Here is a 17,029-nt window from a genome sequence, read left to right as displayed (position 1 = left end):
CGCTATGCAGTGCAACGCGGATCTCCACCTCCACTCCTGTTTTTCGATGGCGACCTCGCCTGAGATGCTTCCGGACAAGATCCTTGCCGGCTGCCGGACAAAGGGCATCCGGATCGTCGGGACCGGTGATGCTCTTCACCCGGTCTGGCGGGAGATGTGGGTGCCTTTTCTGGAGAACGATCATGGTATCACGGTCGTTCCCCAGACCGAAGTTGAAGACTCCTCCCGCGTCCATCACCTGATCCTGATGGAGACGTTCGATCAGTTTGCCGAACTTCAGCAGAGGTTCGCCCCCTCCTGCGGTCATCTGACGACGGCAGGCCGCCCTCATCTTCACCTGACGGGAGAAGAGATCGCCCGCGAGGTACATGATCTTGGCGGACTGATCGGTCCGGCCCATGCATTCACCCCGTGGACGTCTCTCTTTGCCGCTTTTGACCGGCCTTCCGACTGTTACGGCGAAGAGTCTATCGAGTTCTGCGAGCTGGGACTTTCAGCTGATTCTTCCTACGGTGCAGGCATCGAAGAGTTTGCAGGGGTTCCATTTTTATCGAACTCGGATGCCCACAGTGCGGCGCCGGAGAAACTCGGCCGCGAGTTCACGCGGATGGATCTGGCATCCCTTTCGGTGCGGGGGATCCTTGAAGCGGTGAAAAAAGGATCGGTCGTGCTGAACGCCGGATTTTTCCCCGAGGAGGGAAAATACAACAGGACGGCCTGCACGCGGTGTTATGCCCAGTTCTCCCTTGCCGAAGCGGAACATTTTCACTGGAAATGTCCGCATGACAAAGGCAGGATAAAACTCGGCGTGAAGGAACGTGCGGAACAACTTTCGTCGATACCGCCGACGGATCGTCCGCCTTATCTGAAGATGATCCCGCTTGGGGAGGTCATCGCCCGCGTACTGGGAGTCTCCTCGCCAAACACCAAAAAAGCGCGGGCACTGTATTCTGCGTTCATCGAGGCGTTCGATAACGAGATCAGCATTCTCCTTGAAATGCCGTATGCAGAGCTCGCGGAAGTTTCAGCTCCGGCCGCCCGTGCGGTCATCTCGATGCGGGAAGGCCGCCTCACCCTTATTCCGGGCGGCGGCGGAAAATACGGTTCGTTCACGCTCTGACGGGAAATGCATCCGGCAGGTTATGCGAGAAACGCGCATCTGGACTCGTCCATGATCTGGACATCGTCAAGTGACCACAGACGCATGTTCCGCGAGGTCTTTTCGATACCGAGTTCGGTATTCGAGTCGATCTCGATAAGATAGGCTTCCAGCTCCTGGACACGCATCCTGTTTGCCGCGACCGCCCGGTGATGTCCGTCGATCAGGATGTATTTGTCTCCTCTGTGCACGACGATAAGCGGCTCGGCAAGCCCTTTTTTGATCTCATACGCTCTCCCGTCCAGTTCATCCATATACACTTTGGACTGGGTGGGGATCAGATTTTTAACAGACACCATTCCGCGTGAGAGCAGCGGGTCCAGTCCGTAGAGGGTCTTGAGCGTGGTCATGTAATCGAACACTTTCTCGGGCGTCACCCGTTCGATCTGGGATCGGATCACATCTGCATTCGTAATGATACCGACAAACTTTCCTGCCGGATCAACCACCGGAAGTTTCTGGACGCAGAATCTGAACATTTTCCGTGCGACATCGGTCATTCCTTCATCCGGGTGGGTCTTCAGGATCACCGGCTGCATAAGGGGTGCGATACTGTCGGTCGCTTTTGCATCAATGATATCTCTTGCCGCGATCAGACCAACGACTTTTCCATTGGAAAGGACGGGAAACCCGTCGTGTGTCGTTGTCCGGATAAGTCCGATGACATCCTTCACGGTCTTTCCGGCGTCAAGACTGATCACATTGGTCGTCATGTACTCTTTTACGAGCTTCTTCTCGGTCGGGATAAGTTTCGGGTGTGTGGGGCGCACTACCGATCTTTCCGGATTATCATCGATTTTTATGTCGCTGATCCGGAATATTTTCATGGAGTGTGCGGTTTTTTCCAGGCCAAGTTCAATATCGGCATCCAGATAGACAACATATGCATCCAGTTCGGTTATGCCGAGCCGTTCTGCAGCAACTGCCCGGTGGTGGCCGTCCACCAGGATGGTCCTGGCTCCGGATTTCACCACGATCACCGGTTCGGCGAGATGTTTCCGGAGTTCATAGGTCCTTCCTTCAAGTTCATCCTGATGGACCGAACTCTGTGTCGGCTGAATAGCTTTGACCCGGACCGGTTCGCGTTTGAGGTGGGTCTCCACTCCGTATAATGAGTGAAGCGCCCGCATAAAATTGAATACCTTCTCGGGGGTCACCCGTTCGATCTGGGACCGGATCACGTCCATATTGGATATGATTCCCAGAAGCTCATTCTCGGGGCCGACAACGGGCAGTTTCTGGATCCCGGTCCGAAATATCCGCCGCGCAACCTCGGTTATCGTCACATCGGGCCGTGCGGTTATTGGGTGGCGAGTCATCCGCAGCTCGACTTTTGTTGAAGGGAGTTCGCCGATGATGTCCCGTGCGGAGATGTATCCGACCACTTTTCCAAGTCTGAGGACTGGAAAACCGTCATGCGTTGTTGTGTGGATCTGGCGGATCACATCACCTACCGTTCCGGATGCATCGATGCTTACAACATCATGCGTCATGTAGTCGCGGACCTGTTTTTTCTCCATCGCTTAAACCTAGTATTTGCGATTCAAGAACATCAATCTTGTTAAAAATAAGGATTTGCGGGGGATGATCCCGGGCCGGCGCCAGGCCGGTTCACTCGATATCGATCGGGACGCCGGTGTCCTGGGCAGTTTTTTGGAGAGTGATCTCCATGATGCCGTTTTTGAACGAGGCTTTTGCTCCTTCTGCACTGACCTCGGCGGGCAGACGGATGACCCTCTCGCCGGCGCCGGCTCTCCTCTCACGTAAATGATAGATGCCGGAAGCATCCGTTTGCGAGACTTCCCGGTCATACTTCGTTTTGATCAGCAGTGAGGATTCATTCAGAAGTTTTATCGAGACGTCCTCTTTTTCGATCCCCGGGAGATCACAGGTGATAATGATCTCGCCTGGTGTTTCGCAAAGATCCACATGGAAGTCGCCGGTGATCCGCGGTACGGCATTTTTTGCGATGGTCTTTAAGCTCTCGGAGCGCGATGCAAGATTTTCGGCACGTCCTTCCATTTCGGAAAAAAACGTGTCGAGTTCGGAACCGAGTGTTCCAAAGCTGAACGGGCAGAATCTGATTGGCATATTGTACCTCCTTTACAGCATCATCGAATGATGTTTACATTAAGTAAGTCATGATTGTATATATAGTTGACTGTAGGCAGAATACGCATCGGAAGAGAAGGTGTTTATGATATCACATCCCCATATTACTCACAAATGGCAGTACAGACGAAGTCCAAATCTGAGGAGAAAGGTCCGAAGAAGAATATAAACTGGACGCAGGTAGGCGTGATCGGCTTTTGTGTCCTGATAGTGATTATGTGCATCGTATCATTCAGCGGGTTGCCCAACGCTATTGGCAATCTCATCAATGGGAACGGTGCAGCAGGTACCGGCGCAGTAGTGTCCGGCAATCCCGTATATGTCAATTACACGATGAACATCGGCGGATCTGCCGTTTTCGAGAACGCAATGGGATTCTTTGCCGGTTCGGAGGTCAACCAGTCTCTGTACGTATCCGTTGACGGATATGAATATCCGTTTGTCGTATATCCAACAGAGTTCAACCAGATCTCATCCGGCGTTATCGGTCTTGTGCCGGGAGAAAGCAGGACCGTTGCCGGTTCCGGCTCTGATCTCGCTTACCAGATGACTAAGGAAGAAACCGAGACCGCCGGCCTGGTTTTCGCTGATACGAACGTTGATGACAGGGTATTCATTACCGTCGATTATCTCAATGAAAATGAGGAAGCCGCAAAAGCATACCGCATATGTGTTGTAACCGAGAAAACCGCGGACAATCTGACTCTGCAGTACGGCTCGGACACAATAGATATCAAAATGGTTGGTTATTTAACAACCAGCTAATATTTTTTACTTTTTTAAATCTTCCAGTTCGGCACGGATCTTTTCCAGCTCAAGGATCTGCTCTCTGTGGTAAGCGAGGATCATATCGCTGATGAGTCCGATCATAAACGTCAGAATGCCGGTCACGATCAGAAGCATCGTCAGGATCGTCAGCGGAAGATGTTCGATCCCCTTGAACCACTCAAAAAGAACATAGATGCCGGTGAAAAACCCGGCGAGACCGAGAATAACTCCAAGAACACTGAAATGGAACAGGGGGTTGTTCATTTTTCCGTAACGGTTGATCGCTCTGATGATCTTGTATCCGTCACGAAAGGGATTGAGTTTTGTGGGGGATCCGGGGCGTTTTTTGTAATATGTCGGGACGACTTCAAATCTGAGATTATGGTGAACGACTGCGGAGCTGATCTCCGTTTCGATCTCAAATCCGGTCTGGGAGAGATTCATTTTTTGAATCGAATCTCTGGTGAACCCACGGTATCCTGAGAGGATGTCTGTCATATAGACGCCGTGCGCCCATTTGAAATATTTATTCATTATTATATTACCCAGACGGTTCAAACGGGTGAGGGCTCCGTGATCAAAGCTCCCCAGCCGGTCGCCGATCACATGGTCTGCCCGCCCTGATACGAGCGGTTCGATCATCGAGTCGGCGAATTCAGGGGGGTTGGTCCCGTCCCCGTCCATCATCAGAATGTAGGGTTCGGTGATCTGCCTGAATGCTTCGATCATCGCAGCCCCTTTCCCTTTGCCGGTCTGGGTAAGGACTTTCGCTCCAATTTCTGCGGCGATCGCCGGCGTACCGTCCGTGGAATGTCCGTCGACCACCAGGATTTTGGTATAGCCGAGACTCTGCAGTTCACGGATGAGCGGTCCGATGGTCGTTTTCTCATTGAGTGTCGGGATCAACACGCAGACATCGTCTTTATTCATCATCGATCATTTATTTTTCAGCTGCCAGAGCATTCTTCCCTGTATGCCGAAGTATTTGGAGTAGCCTATCGCGTCACGCTGGTCGATGGTCGTCGAGTCGAAGGATACCATGTCCATAGAGTAGATGGCATTTGGCGATGATCTTCCCATAATGTGCATTCCTCCTTTGTACAGCTGGATGTCTACTGTTCCGGTGACGCGTTTCTGCGTTTCGTCGATGAATGCATTCAGGTCATGGTACAGGGGTTCGTGGATCAGTCCCATGTAGGCAAGTTCCGCCCACTGGTCATCGACGATGTGTTTGAACTTCAGTTCGGCTCTGGACAGGACCAGTTTTTCGAGATCTTTGTGGGCCGCGATAAGGACGGTGGCTGCCGGATGTTCGTAGTTTTCTCTGGCTTTCAGGCCAAGAACACGGTCCTCGACCATGTCGTTTCTTCCGACACTGTGATTTCCGGCAAGTTTGTTCAGCGCGACGATCAGTTCGACACCGCTCATCTTTTTGCCGTTCAGTGATACCGGTACACCGTTTTCAAATCCGACGGTGATGATCTCCGGCTCGTTTGGCGCATCCTTCAATGCTTTCGTCCAGTGGTAGATCTCCTCGGGCGGGTGGTAGTCGGGCTCTTCGAGGCGGCCGCCTTCGATGCTGCGGGACCAGATGTTTTCATCAACACTCCATGGGGTGGATTTTTTTACCGGGATGGGGATGTTGTGCTGCTCGGCATAATCGATCTCCCATTCACGGGTCATGTTGTGTTCACGCATCGGAGCGACGATGTCAAATCCGTGCATGCGGAAGATGTAGTCGAACCGAAGTTGGTCATTTCCTTTTCCCGTGCATCCGTGACCGATCGCGGCTGCATTTTCCTGTTTTGCGATCTTTACGATCTCTTCTGCGATGATCGGGCGGGCGAGGGACGTGCCCATCGGATAGCCTTCGTAGAGTGCGTTCGCCTTGATTGCCGGGAACACATGGTTTTTGACAAATGCGTCCTTCAGGTCAAGGGTGAAATGTTTGTCTGCGATGAGGTTTCCTTTGTCGGTCGCCATTTTTACTTCGCTTTCGGGCTGGCCGACATCTGCCGCGACCGTGATCACACGGTCGTATCCGTACATGTTCTTTAAAATCGGAACACAAATCGAGGTGTCAAGACCTCCGGAAAAGGCGAGGACAACAGTGCCTTTCCCTGTTTTCTCAGTTGTATCTGTCATGCGGATCTCCGATAAATACTGAATAGTATTTGTGTGCCGGAGATATTCAATACTGCTGATTCCAAAAGATATGCGGCCCAATCAAAACTGAAGCGTGCAGCGGGGGATACTTCAGGGCGCGGATGATACCGGGTCGGTGTGCCGAATCGGCGGCTTTCTGGATCGGGATCTTTTCTGCTGACGGGAGGTGAAAATACCCTGAGATCAGGGTGCGGATAATGTTTCGGGCTGACCTGATGAGGATGTCGAGGAGATGCCCTGCCACGGTTTATACACGTGACAAAGCCGATTCTCCCTCCTTTTTTTCTGAAAATACCTGCGGCATTCCGCTTTTTTTCGCAATAAATATCCTTTATGCATACCTTTATTGCCTCAGGGATAAATCAATAAATTAAACCTTTTGGAGAAAAAAAATGTCCGAACTCTACAAAAAAATGATCGATGAGGCAATGGCTGCACAGCATGCTGATGTCGAAGTCCTCAAAGCGAGACGTGGAAAGCATTTCACTCTCAAGGATGCCCGCCCGTACGTTGAAGCGGTGGAAAAGATGACCGTGGGTCCAAAACAGAGCGCCTCGGTCATCAATCTGCACAAAGATTCGGTAAAGACCCACTTCAATGTTCTCTCGGGTCTGACCAGACATGTAAAGCCTGAAGACGATCCCTTTGTCGAACATTATCAGACCCCTGTTATTTTAGAGATCCTCCGTGATCAGGATGCGAAGTTTGCAAAGAGTCTGGAGACCTTTGCCGACTCGATCAAAACCCATGAGGCGATCATCGGCAGAGAGGCAGCACGCTGTTATGCCGGTTTCTATGGGCCGACCTGTGTCGTTGACTTTGCTCTTATGCCGGGTTCAACGAGCAATGTCGTCAACCAGGTCCTGACAAAAACCGAGATCCCTGTTGCCCACAAGCAGGCGATCCTTGCCGCAAAATCCTGGGGTATGAACACCTCATACGGTATTGGCGATCTCTTTGCAAAACGCATCGAAGCCGGCGACACTCTTGCCGAAGCATCCAGAAAGGAGGTCCGTCAGCTTCAGGATCTTTACCGGAACCCGGTGGATGCCCAGGCCAAGCTCATGCAGAGAGCCGGCATGAAGTCCTTCTCCGCAAGGAGATATATGGAGAACTACCGCAAAGGCATGGAAAAAACCGTAAAAGCGGCGATTGATGACGGTGTTCATTACGGAAACATCGCTACGATCCCTGCCTACTGTGTTGGTGATGTCTCCCACCACATCTCCCAGTCCACCTACAACATGTGTAAGGATGATGTGGTGATGGCAACGATCGAGGCAGTAACGAATGTGATCGAAAAGACGCTTCTTGCCGCGATTCCGAGTTTCAAAACACCCTATCAGCTGCTGAATGTTGCAACCGGCGCTTCTGCCGCGGCAACTGAGTATCTTCTGGAGCTTGATGCATTCAATGCTCCGATGATCGTGGATCTTCTGACGAAGAGGTATCACAACCTTGTGATGATCAATCCGACAAGAGGGGCAGCCGCCGAACTGCATAACTGCGATTTCATGGATATGATTTACCGCGGCTGGAAGATCCTTGACAAAGCCGAGAGGATCAAGAACGGATCGGGCAAACCGCTCGTTCCAAAAGTCGACGGCATCCCGATCGATCTCTCCCCGATCCATGAGAATGAGGTTCTGATGAACCCTCAGCGCTATGCATATCCGGCATGCGCTATCACGGTTCGCGCTTCGGCTCTTATGCGCCTTGCCGACTATCCGTGTCTTCTGACAAGCGAACCGATCACGGCCACGATGATGACGAACATCATTGCACTTGACAAAAAGACGGCGGCAGCGCCGGTTCGTTCGTGCAAGAGCTGCGCGACCGCATGCCTGATCGGGTCCCGGCACCAGTACTGCCAGTACCGTGAGGCTGTGTAAATGAAATGTTACGTGTGTGAACAGCTGGGGATCGACCGGGAAGCGACCGGTGTATGTATCGTGTGCGGGATGGGTCTCTGCACTGAGCATATGGTTCGTTCCGATGTTGAGATATGGGAAGGGGGGTATCCCTTCCCCTCAAAGAAACTGAAGCATCCGATCCCCCGGATTCTCTGCCCCGAGTGCAGCAAGGCTTTTAAGGGTGACAAGTAATGGATCTCTTTAAACGCTCGCTTGCAGAACTCATCGGCACGATGATCCTTGTGTTCATCGGCTGCGGCTCGGTTGTGATGATGCTGATGCTTGCGGCAGGCACCACCCCTTCAAGCTCATTTAACATCGGTATCGGAGCGCTTGGCGGGATGGGAGACTGGTTTGGCATCAGTGCAGCCTTCGGTCTGGCCGTTACCGTCGTAATTTATGCCCTGGGAACCGTGTCCGGAGCCCACATAAATCCGGCAGTGAGCATAGCTCTCTGCGCGATCCGGAAGTTCCCGGTGAAAGATACGGTCGTGTATGTCATCGCTCAGTGTATCGGCGCATTTTTCGGCGCAGCTCTGCTGTTTCTGATCATTGGTCCGGACTCACTCAGCGTCGGCGGACTTGGCGCAACTGCTCCGTTTCCCGGGATCTCTCTCTGGCAGGCTCTCCTGGCAGAAATCGTCGGGACGTTTGTCCTGATGCTCGTGATCATGGGGGTCGCTGTTGATAAAAAAGCGCCCGCGGGATTCGCCGGTCTTGCGATCGGTGCGGCCGTGACCGCGGTCATCGTTGCAACCGGAAACATCTCCGGCGGCTCGATCAATCCTGCACGTACCTTTGGTCCTGACTTAATGGGACTGATCGTTTCGGGCTCAGACGCGCTCTGGACCACGTTCCCGATCTATATCGCAGGCCCGGTCATCGGCGCCGTGCTGGCTGCGTTTTTCTACATCTTTGTGGCGGGAAGACCCGAGTGATCACTGATCACCTCTTTTTTCCATTCACCCGCAAAGTATTCTGATAAAAAAAAGTTATGACCGTTCCCCGTAGATCCGTTTGATCTCGTGGGCCTCGGCGGTTTTGTCTTTTCTGGTGATAACGTTTCCTTTCCGGAGTTTGATCCTTGTTATGCGGAACTGTCTTCCGGCGACCGATGTTATGTGGTCGATGGTATAGACTTTGTTTCCGTCGACATTTTCATACAGGGGGATCGTCACGGCGCCTTTATTCAGCGATGCACGAATGATGACCTGGTCAACGAGCCTGGTCCAAAGTACATCGATTTTTTCCGCAGGCAGTTTTTGTCTGCGTGCATTGTTCTCTTCTATAGAGGTGACCTCGACGCTGAACGAATCCTCACCGACCTCGGCAACCAGATAATCGCCGACCGTGATCATGTCTCCTTCGACCAGATCGATCGAGCCCGTGTGGGAATCATTTCCGTAACTGACGACGGCCTTTACGGTCAGGACCCGCGGCTCTTTCAACGTGACCCGCATAACATGTCCGCAGACAGTACATTTCACCACTGCTTCGGGTGGATCTTTAAGAATCTCAAAGTCTGTCTCCTCGCCGCAGACAGGACAGTCGAGTAGTATCATATCATTATCCATACATCATATATTGCATTTTCAAGGAGATAAGCACACCCTCCGGACATGTGGTCCTGGCTTTGGATCCTCTCCTGCACACGTTATATCTGATATGACATACAACACGTACCTCAAGCGCATGTCAGTAACCGAAATCATCCATTGTCACGGGCATACAAATATACGCGGCCTGCACAAAACCACGTTTGAGATCACCAAAGAGACCGAACTCTCGCCAAAAGGCGACTGTATCATCGCTGTTGGAGCTGACAAAGGAGCTGCCGATCTGTCTCCCGCATTCCGTCAGGCAATTGCGGATGACTCGGCGGTTCTTCACACAACCCTTACATGCGGGGAGATTTCCGTTAAGATCCTGTCTCAGGGCGCGTCAGGCATAACGCTGACGCATCCTGCGGATCTCGTATGGAGGAGAAGCAGTTTTGTCTGTCCCAGGACGATTGCGGTGTACAGTGATCACACTGCGTCGCTTCTCCCGCGGGAACTGGTGGCTGCCTTGCAGCGCGGGGCAGACCTTACGGTAATTCTGGAGGTTGAGGGACCTCAGTGATCGTCAGTTCCGCTTTCTGTAAAAATGTCTCACATTTTTGAATGAGCAGCATGCCTCGCTGATGAAGTTTTACCGCATCTTCGATCGGGGTGTTCGGATCGTCCAGCTGTTTTGCGATTTCACGCAGTTCGGCGATCATCTCTTCGTAGGTTGGTTCGGGTTCTTTTGTGGTCATTTGATACTCTCCACGATCGAGGTAATCTCCCCGTCGGCAAGTTTCAGGTTGAGCCGGTCATCTTTGGCGATCTTTTTCACGGAGCGGACAACGGCCCCGTCTTTCCAGACAAGAGCGTAGCCGCGTTCAAGCGGTTTGTACGGATCGCGGCTGAGAATGATCTCTTTTTGCGCGAGAAACGCGAGGCGGGCCGTCGTGATCCGGTTTTTCACACCCTTTTGGATCATAGCCTCCCATGAACGGCATGCCTCGTGTTCAACCGCCACCCGGCGAACTGCGGCCCGCCTGATCCGCTCTTCCAGTTCGGCCGTCTGCAGATGCATCTGATCCAGTTTCCGGGTCAGACGGCTCGGATCCACTCTGATCTTCATCTCGGCGACCCGGTTCTTCTCATCCGAAAGAAGCCTGACCATTCTGTCATGGATGGATCTTCGATCCTTTTCAAGTTTTTCGAGCAGAACGGAACGGTCCGGAACGACGGTCTCGGCCGCCGCCGAAGGGGTCGGGACACGCCGGTCAGCGGCAAAATCCGAAAGAGTCGTGTCGGTTTCATGGCCGATCGCGCTGATGATAGGGACGGCCGAGTTCCGGATCGCTGTGACTACATCCGGGTGGTTGAAGATGAACAGATCCTCAAAACTTCCCCCTCCTCTTGCAATAATAATAACATCCGCTTTATCCTGCAGGGACAAAATCGCCGAGACGATGCCTTTTTCCGCTCCGTCACCCTGAACGGAAGTGCCTGCAAGCAGGATCGGGAGAGGATACCGCCGGCTGATCACATTTTTGATATCCTGCAGGACTGATCCTGTTTTTGAGGTGACGACCCCGATGTTTCGCGGAAAAAGCGGCGGGTCGCGTATCTCTGACTGCGGTCTTGGGATGATGCCTTTTGCCTCCAGCTCTTTTCGCCACTGTTCCTTCAAAAGATACAGACCCGCCTTTCCAAAAAGCGCAGGCTCCATCTTTTTGACGATGAACTGCAGGCGGCCTCCTGCCGGATAAAAATCAACAAGACCTGTTGCCTGAACGAGCAGTCCGTCTTTTACGGAGAACGGGAGGTTTTTCACCGAATACTTCCACATCACGCAGGAAATGGATGCCGGATCGTCCCCCTGCTCGGTCAAAGAGAAGTAGAGATGTCCGGACGCGTTGGGCCGATAGCCGGTGATCTCCCCTCTGACGACGATATCGGTTAAGAGCGGACAGTCAACAACTTCGCGTATCCGCTTTGCCAGTTCAGATACGCTGAGCGTGGTGTCTGAAGTTCCAAGCGTTGAGTTTTCCGTAATCGGAGTAAGAAACGCGGGCTCTGACTCTTCACTGTCAAATGTAAGGGTCTTTTGCTGAGCGGTCCGCTTCTTTCCTGCCATATAGCATACATTTAGTTGCTGACATGAGAAATATAACGGTTAATGATCCGACTTGCCGCGTCATCGATGTTCTTGCACGAATATGAACCTCAGGAGATTTTTGCCGCAGTAGATAACGCCGGAGCCGATACGATCGAGTTCTGGATGGAAACGCCGACCTTCTGGATGCGGGGAGCGCATGTTTCAGAACTTGCCGATCTCCTGACCCGCTACCCGCATTTTGGCAAGATCGCGATGCATGGTCCGGTTTTCGAACTGAACCCCTGCTCGTTCAATCCCAAAATCGCGGATCTCGCCGCAGAATACACACTGGCCTGCATGGATATTCTGGAGCAGCTCGGCGGCGGCGTTCTTACCATCCATCCCGGAAAAAGAACGGCAAAACGGCCTATAAGCCCGATCGACAAGGAACGGTTCGTTCGTTATATCGAACGGGTGGGAAATGCCGCCGTCGGGAGCTCGGTCACCGTCGCTCTCGAAAATATGCCGCCTGCGGTGAATGCCCATATGGTAAAGGCAGACGAACTTCGTTCTGTTCTTGATGAGTACGGCTGGCTTTCGCTGACCTGGGATTATGCGCATGCATGCCTGACGGGAGATCCGTTTTCCTTCCCCCGGGAATGCGGCGAGCGGATCGTCAACATCCATACAAGTAAAGGCGATCGTCACGCGATGCACTCGCCTCTTGCCGGAACACCCGAGGCGGATGAACTGAAATCCGTTCTTTCAGCTATGCGGTATCAGGGTCTGATGACCTTTGAACTGGAGGATCTGAGTTTTATGCCGCATTCAGGTTCGCTTTGTCCCCGTCCGTTATCTTATGAGGAAAAGATCGCGGTCCTGACGCGTGAAGTAGAGGAGTTTTCGGTTTGCCGATGTATTTAAGAAAAGGTACGTATAAATTAATATAGAGATTTTAACCAATGGCTGTTCCCAGACATAAAAATAGATCTGCCGCAGATGCGGCGTGGACGTTATGGTAGATTATACGAATATCATCATTTTTATTATACTGCTGATCTGTTCGGCATTTTTTTCGGCCTCTGAGGTTGCCCTTATCGGTATCAGCCGCGCGAAGGTGCGCGCTCTTTCCGACACCGGCAAACGGGGAAAGCGGCTGGAAAAATTAAAAAATAATCCGGATCATTTCCTGATCACGATCCTGATAGGAAACAATATCGCCAATGTCGGAGCTTCAGCTCTGGCGACGGCTATATCCCTGCAGATCTTCGGCAATGCCGGAGTCGCCGTGGCAACAGGAGTTGTAACGCTCCTGCTTTTGATCTTCGGCGAGATCGGCCCAAAGACCTATGCAAACCGTCATCTGGAGCGTGTCGCTTTGTTTGTAGCAACGCCCATCTCGTTTCTCACCGCCCTCCTATCGCCGTTCTTCTTTATCTATGACCGGTTCCGCAGGAAGGATACCTCCCCTTCGGTGACAGAAGAGGAGATCCGTGAATGGATCGATGTCGGTGAGATGGAAGGAGCGATAGAAGAGGAGGAGAAGGAGATGATCTACTCGGTCCTCCGGTTCAACGATACGACGGCAAAAGAGATCATGACGCCAAGACCCGATGTCGCGGTTATAGCGGACACGGCGACCCTTGAACAGGCGGTAGCGCATTTCAGGGAAACCGGATTCTCCCGTGTCCCGGTCTATCATGAAAATACCGACAACATCGTCGGTACCCTGAACTTCAAGGATCTCTTCAATGCCTACTCCACCGACAACCGCAAAGCATCGGTCAAAACCCTGATGCTGGATGTCTACTGCGTACCGGAGTCAAAGAAGATCGATGTTCTTCTTCGCGAACTTCAGGTACGGCGTGTCCATATGGCGATCGTCTTAGACGAGTTCGGCGGTTTTTCCGGCGTTGTAACGTTTGAGGATATTCTCGAAGAGCTCGTCGGCGACATCATGGACGAATCCGACGGTGACGAGGTCTCAGACATCATTCCTCTCGGCGACGGGATGTACCTGGTCGATGCGCAGGTCAGGGTCGCTTTGCTGAACGACCGGTTCGACATCTCCCTTCCTGAAGATCCGGGAAATTATGAGACCATCGGCGGTCTGGTCTTCTCCCAACTGGGTCATATCCCCCGTCTCGGCGAATCGATCCCGCTTTCCCATGAACATATCACGCTGGTCGTAACCAAGATGCGGGGCAGACAGATCCTGAAGATAAAAATGATCCTCCCGTCTGTGGATTACGATGATCAGGACATCAGCGGGGAATGACCCGCTCTCCTTTTATACTGCCGCATAGATCTTCTTCCACTTTTCCACGATCCGGTAACCCGGATTTGCCGTGAGAAGAAGATCCCGGATCACCTGCGGGTCGTCCCGCAGATGATACGTGCATACAGCGATTTTTGGTCCATGTTCTGCAAGGATCTCTTGTGCGCCGGCGAGCATTTTCCGTTCCGCCCCTTCGATATCCGCTTTGATGAAGTCCGCGGTTAGGGAATTTTCGGCACAGAATGCGTCGATGGTGGTGACAGGGACAATTTCCTTTCTGCCCTGCTGCTTCAGGATCATGGAGGAGCCGACAAGCGTGTCGGGCAGGACCGTAAATGCGGCGCTCCCTGTTGTGTCGCTGAGCCCGCAGGGGACGACCGTGACATTTTTTGTGAGATCGGGATTGAGGGAAAGTGTTTTCTGCAGGATCTTTCTTGCCTCCCCGATCGGTTCGAATGCGTAGACCTCAGCCCCTTTGGATGCGGCAAGAAGAGAAAACACGCCCAGATTTGCTCCGCAGTCAAACACGACATCGCCTTTTTCGATTCTGACATCCTGCCATTCATACGGTCCTTCATCGGCGTAATGATATCTGCCCAGCAGAGCCGGGTAGAGGATATCGCCGATCTCCATCGCATAATACGCTTCTTCACGGGTGGGACGCCTCTCGTGGGAGAGGACAGGGAGACGAAGTCCCCCGATCTCCAGACAGTCTTTTGACCCGACATAGAATTTTTCGAAGATCTTCTGATACTGCTGCCGGTAAAAGTCCTCAGACCGGATATTTTTCGTCAGCCGATACCGGATCCTGTCAAAAAAAGGAATGTTATCCATCTTCGCGCATCACTTTTTTATTTGCCGCTTCACGTTTGACGATCAGGAAACTGGCAATAAAGCCGATCAGAATATTTGAGTAATACAGGATCATTCGGAGAAGAACGACAAAAAGCCCCACGACCGAACTTGGAATGATCGTTGCATAAAATCCTGCATAGGCGAGCTCCGCGATCCCTGCAGCTCCAGGCGTCAACGGGACCATCATGATGACCGCGATGATCAGCTGAAACACTATTGAGAGAAGAACATTCGGGGGATACCCAAGTCCCATCAGAATGATCGAAGCGACCGAGTATTCGCAGGCCCACAGACAAAACGTCAGGATAAATCCGATAAACAATCCCCACTTCGCTTTCCCGGCAAAAAGCCGGAACGTGGTGTAGAACTCATCGACCCCGTCAAGGATCTGCCCGGTGATCTTTTCGACCGCGGCGGGATTCATTTTTTTCATGAACAGCCCGCCGACCTTTAGGGCGATTCTTTTGATGAGTGCGGGTTTTCGCATTATAATGACGAGAAGGAGCAAAAGTCCGGTAAAAAATGCGGTACCGCACCATGCGGCGATGATCAGTCCCTGCGGGATCACGCCGTCACTATATACAAAAGAAAAGATCGACATGGCGAATATCACGCCAAGAACCATAAGGACGGCTTCCATCAGCCGTTCGATCAGGACCACAGCCGTAGCGTCGGCCACCGGCATATCTGCCTTGTAGAGTTCATGGATCCTGACCGGTTCCCCGCCGACCTGTGAGGGAGTGATCGCTGCGATCAGCTGTCCGGCGCAGACCATATTGAGGGAGTGGCCAAACGGCACTTTGTATCCAAGGGACCGGCACATAACGACGATCCTCGCTGCCCAGAATCCCATCGCCAGCATATGCATCATGAATGCAAGAAGAAGATATGCAGGGTTCAACTGCTGAATGGCAGTGATGGTGTTTTCATCGAATGTCAGCAGTATGACTATCAGAAGAACGGCAAGTGAAAGTCCTATCGAGATCCAGAGGAATTTTTTCTGCTTTGCATCCATGCTGTTCATTAAACGTTGGTTGCTGAGAATTTATATTTACATGTTCACCGGGTCGTCTTTCTTGATTTTTGCCTCTCTGCGGACGATAATCATGCTTGCTGCAAATCCGATGACGAGGTTGAAGTAGTACATGATGAGCCGCCATAACAGGACAAACACCCCCAGAAGTGAGGTGGGTATGATGAGTGCAAAGAATCCTCCCATGGAGACTTCGGCGATCCCGACGCCGCCCGGTGTTAAGGGGATCATCATGATCACGGTGATGAGGATCATGAAGATGAAGGCGAGCAGGACGTTGGGCGGCAGACCGAGTCCGATCATGAGAACGGAGGCAATCACAAATTCGTTGATCCAGTACAGCGCGCTGAAGAGAAGGCCGTAGAACATGCCGGCTTTTGATTTTCCGGTGAAGTGCCGGAGCGTGGCATAGAATTTTTCCAGGTGGATGTCGATTTTTCTCTGGTATTCACGGATGATGTCGGGCGACTTTTTCCGGCCGAGGAGGTGAAGAAGTTTGTTTATGACTTTGTTTGACCATGCCTGGTTTTTTGCGACGATCAGGAACAGGAGGAGAAGAGCGGCGAAGACGAATGCCGCGATGTAGGCAATGATCATGTAGGCTTCGGGAAAGGCGAGGTCGGCAAAAAACATGCCGAGAAGAAACACGCTGATGACGGTTCCTGCCGCCAGAACGACGGCATCGAAGACGCGTTCCATAATGACGACGGCGGTGGCTTCTCCGCCGGGGACATCAGCTTTGGTGAGTTCATACACTCTGACAGGTTCGCCGCCGATCTGCGAGGGGGTCACCGAGGCGAGGAACATGTTGGAGCAGACGAGATTGAATGAGTGGAAGAACGGGACGCGGTATCCAAGTGATCTGCACATGAATTTGATCCGCAGTGCCCAAAATCCGAGGGAAAAGATGTGCATGACGAGGGCAAGGAGGATGATCCAGGGGTTGCATTTCCGGAGTTCGTCAAGCGTTGAGGTGTCGAAGGTGAGGATCAGCATCACAAAGAGAACGGCAAAGCTGATGCCCAGAGAAATGACCAGCCACCTTTTTTGTGATTTATCCATAGTTACCCCTGATGAATGACTACTCATTGGACCGAATCCGATATATGTTTTGT

19 protein-coding genes are annotated in these 17,029 nt (G+C 52.2%); 8 read left to right on the top strand and 11 right to left on the bottom strand.

Translation table 11 applies throughout. The features are described from left to right. Nucleotides 1-4 precede the first annotated feature (4 nt). Nucleotides 5-1,120: an endonuclease Q family protein gene (locus tag H575_RS04000; protein WP_042698297.1), complete on the top strand. Its 1,116-nt coding sequence runs from the start codon at nt 5-7 to the stop codon at nt 1,118-1,120. Between the two features lie 20 nt (nt 1,121-1,140). On the opposite strand, the gene H575_RS09640 is transcribed toward H575_RS04000, so the two are convergent. Next, complete coding sequence (locus H575_RS09640) at nt 1,141-2,679, bottom strand: CBS domain-containing protein (protein WP_318261585.1); 1,539 nt, start codon at nt 2,677-2,679, stop codon at nt 1,141-1,143. A 91-nt stretch (nt 2,680-2,770) separates the two neighbouring features. After that, nucleotides 2,771-3,250 carry an Hsp20/alpha crystallin family protein gene (locus tag H575_RS03985; RefSeq protein ID WP_052319953.1) on the bottom strand — a complete coding sequence of 160 codons (480 nt, stop codon included), beginning with the start codon at nt 3,248-3,250 and terminating at the stop codon, nt 2,771-2,773. A 135-nt stretch (nt 3,251-3,385) separates the two neighbouring features. Here H575_RS03985 and H575_RS03980 point away from each other — a divergent pair, with 135 nt between their 5' ends. Continuing rightward, the gene (locus tag H575_RS03980; RefSeq protein ID WP_042698294.1) at nt 3,386-4,036 is read left to right on the top strand and encodes a hypothetical protein; all 651 of its coding nucleotides are present in this window, start codon (nt 3,386-3,388) and stop codon (nt 4,034-4,036) included. A 6-nt stretch (nt 4,037-4,042) separates the two neighbouring features. Here H575_RS03980 and aglJ read toward each other — a convergent pair whose 3' ends face one another. From aglJ to H575_RS03965, 3 genes are read right to left on the bottom strand one after another with little or no spacing between them, the layout of a single operon-like run. Then, nucleotides 4,043-4,972 carry an S-layer glycoprotein N-glycosyltransferase AglJ gene (gene aglJ / locus H575_RS03975; protein WP_342664207.1) on the bottom strand — a complete coding sequence of 310 codons (930 nt, stop codon included), beginning with the start codon at nt 4,970-4,972 and terminating at the stop codon, nt 4,043-4,045. A 3-nt stretch (nt 4,973-4,975) separates the two neighbouring features. Continuing rightward, nucleotides 4,976-6,184: an argininosuccinate synthase gene (locus H575_RS03970; protein ID WP_042698291.1), complete on the bottom strand. Its 1,209-nt coding sequence runs from the start codon at nt 6,182-6,184 to the stop codon at nt 4,976-4,978. Between the two features lie 46 nt (nt 6,185-6,230). After that, nucleotides 6,231-6,449: a hypothetical protein gene (locus H575_RS03965; RefSeq protein WP_042698288.1), complete on the bottom strand. Its 219-nt coding sequence runs from the start codon at nt 6,447-6,449 to the stop codon at nt 6,231-6,233. A gap of 148 nt (nt 6,450-6,597) precedes the next feature. On the opposite strand from H575_RS03965, the gene H575_RS03960 reads away from it, so the two are divergent. The 3 genes from H575_RS03960 to H575_RS03950 are packed head-to-tail and all read left to right on the top strand — an operon-like array spanning nt 6,598 to nt 9,056. Next, the gene (locus H575_RS03960) at nt 6,598-8,097 is read left to right on the top strand and encodes a DUF2193 domain-containing protein (RefSeq protein WP_042698285.1); all 1,500 of its coding nucleotides are present in this window, start codon (nt 6,598-6,600) and stop codon (nt 8,095-8,097) included. Next, a complete protein-coding gene (locus tag H575_RS03955; RefSeq protein WP_042698283.1) occupies nt 8,098-8,310 on the top strand; it encodes a DUF2180 family protein in 213 nt (70 codons plus the stop codon). Continuing rightward, nucleotides 8,310-9,056, top strand: a complete 747-nt coding sequence (locus H575_RS03950; protein ID WP_042698280.1) for an MIP/aquaporin family protein — start codon at nt 8,310-8,312, stop codon at nt 9,054-9,056. Before H575_RS03955 ends, H575_RS03950 begins: the two co-directional genes overlap by 1 nt. Before the next feature lie 54 nt (nt 9,057-9,110). Here H575_RS03950 and H575_RS03945 read toward each other — a convergent pair whose 3' ends face one another. Further along, nucleotides 9,111-9,692, bottom strand: a complete 582-nt coding sequence (locus tag H575_RS03945; RefSeq protein WP_052319952.1) for an HVO_0476 family zinc finger protein — start codon at nt 9,690-9,692, stop codon at nt 9,111-9,113. A gap of 118 nt (nt 9,693-9,810) precedes the next feature. Between H575_RS03945 and H575_RS03940 the strand changes: the two genes are divergently transcribed. After that, entirely contained in the window at nt 9,811-10,239 is a 429-nt protein-coding gene (locus H575_RS03940) for a DUF371 domain-containing protein (RefSeq protein WP_042698277.1), read from the top strand. Here the strand turns inward: H575_RS03940 and xseB are convergent. Further along, a complete protein-coding gene (xseB, locus tag H575_RS03935) occupies nt 10,205-10,414 on the bottom strand; it encodes an exodeoxyribonuclease VII small subunit (protein ID WP_042698274.1) in 210 nt (69 codons plus the stop codon). The two genes, H575_RS03940 and xseB, sit on opposite strands and share 35 nt — an antisense overlap. Further along, the gene (gene xseA, locus H575_RS03930; RefSeq protein ID WP_052319951.1) at nt 10,411-11,787 is read right to left on the bottom strand and encodes an exodeoxyribonuclease VII large subunit; all 1,377 of its coding nucleotides are present in this window, start codon (nt 11,785-11,787) and stop codon (nt 10,411-10,413) included. Before xseA ends, xseB begins: the two co-directional genes overlap by 4 nt. Nucleotides 11,788-11,829: 42 nt before the next feature. On the opposite strand from xseA, the gene H575_RS03925 reads away from it, so the two are divergent. Continuing rightward, complete coding sequence (locus H575_RS03925) at nt 11,830-12,672, top strand: sugar phosphate isomerase/epimerase family protein (RefSeq protein WP_042698271.1); 843 nt, start codon at nt 11,830-11,832, stop codon at nt 12,670-12,672. A 91-nt stretch (nt 12,673-12,763) separates the two neighbouring features. Then, entirely contained in the window at nt 12,764-14,026 is a 1,263-nt protein-coding gene (locus H575_RS03920) for a hemolysin family protein (protein WP_042698268.1), read from the top strand. A 12-nt stretch (nt 14,027-14,038) separates the two neighbouring features. Here H575_RS03920 and H575_RS08915 read toward each other — a convergent pair whose 3' ends face one another. From H575_RS08915 to H575_RS03905, 3 genes are read right to left on the bottom strand one after another with little or no spacing between them, the layout of a single operon-like run. Next, a complete protein-coding gene (locus H575_RS08915) occupies nt 14,039-14,860 on the bottom strand; it encodes an FkbM family methyltransferase (RefSeq protein ID WP_052319950.1) in 822 nt (273 codons plus the stop codon). Further along, nucleotides 14,853-15,896, bottom strand: coding sequence for a lysylphosphatidylglycerol synthase transmembrane domain-containing protein (locus H575_RS03910; protein ID WP_042698621.1), 1,044 nt, complete (start codon nt 15,894-15,896; stop codon nt 14,853-14,855). Before H575_RS03910 ends, H575_RS08915 begins: the two co-directional genes overlap by 8 nt. 36 nt (nt 15,897-15,932) lie before the next feature. Further along, on the bottom strand, nt 15,933-16,976 hold the full coding sequence (locus H575_RS03905) for a lysylphosphatidylglycerol synthase transmembrane domain-containing protein (protein WP_042698265.1): 1,044 nt from the start codon (nt 16,974-16,976) through the stop codon (nt 15,933-15,935). Between the last annotated feature and the right edge of the window lie 53 nt (nt 16,977-17,029).

Origin of the sequence: Methanocorpusculum bavaricum DSM 4179, from assembly GCF_000430905.1 — an archaeon.
Taxonomy (GTDB): domain Archaea; phylum Halobacteriota; class Methanomicrobia; order Methanomicrobiales; family Methanocorpusculaceae; genus Methanocorpusculum; species Methanocorpusculum parvum.
This window is presented reverse-complemented; position numbering and strand designations above follow the sequence as displayed.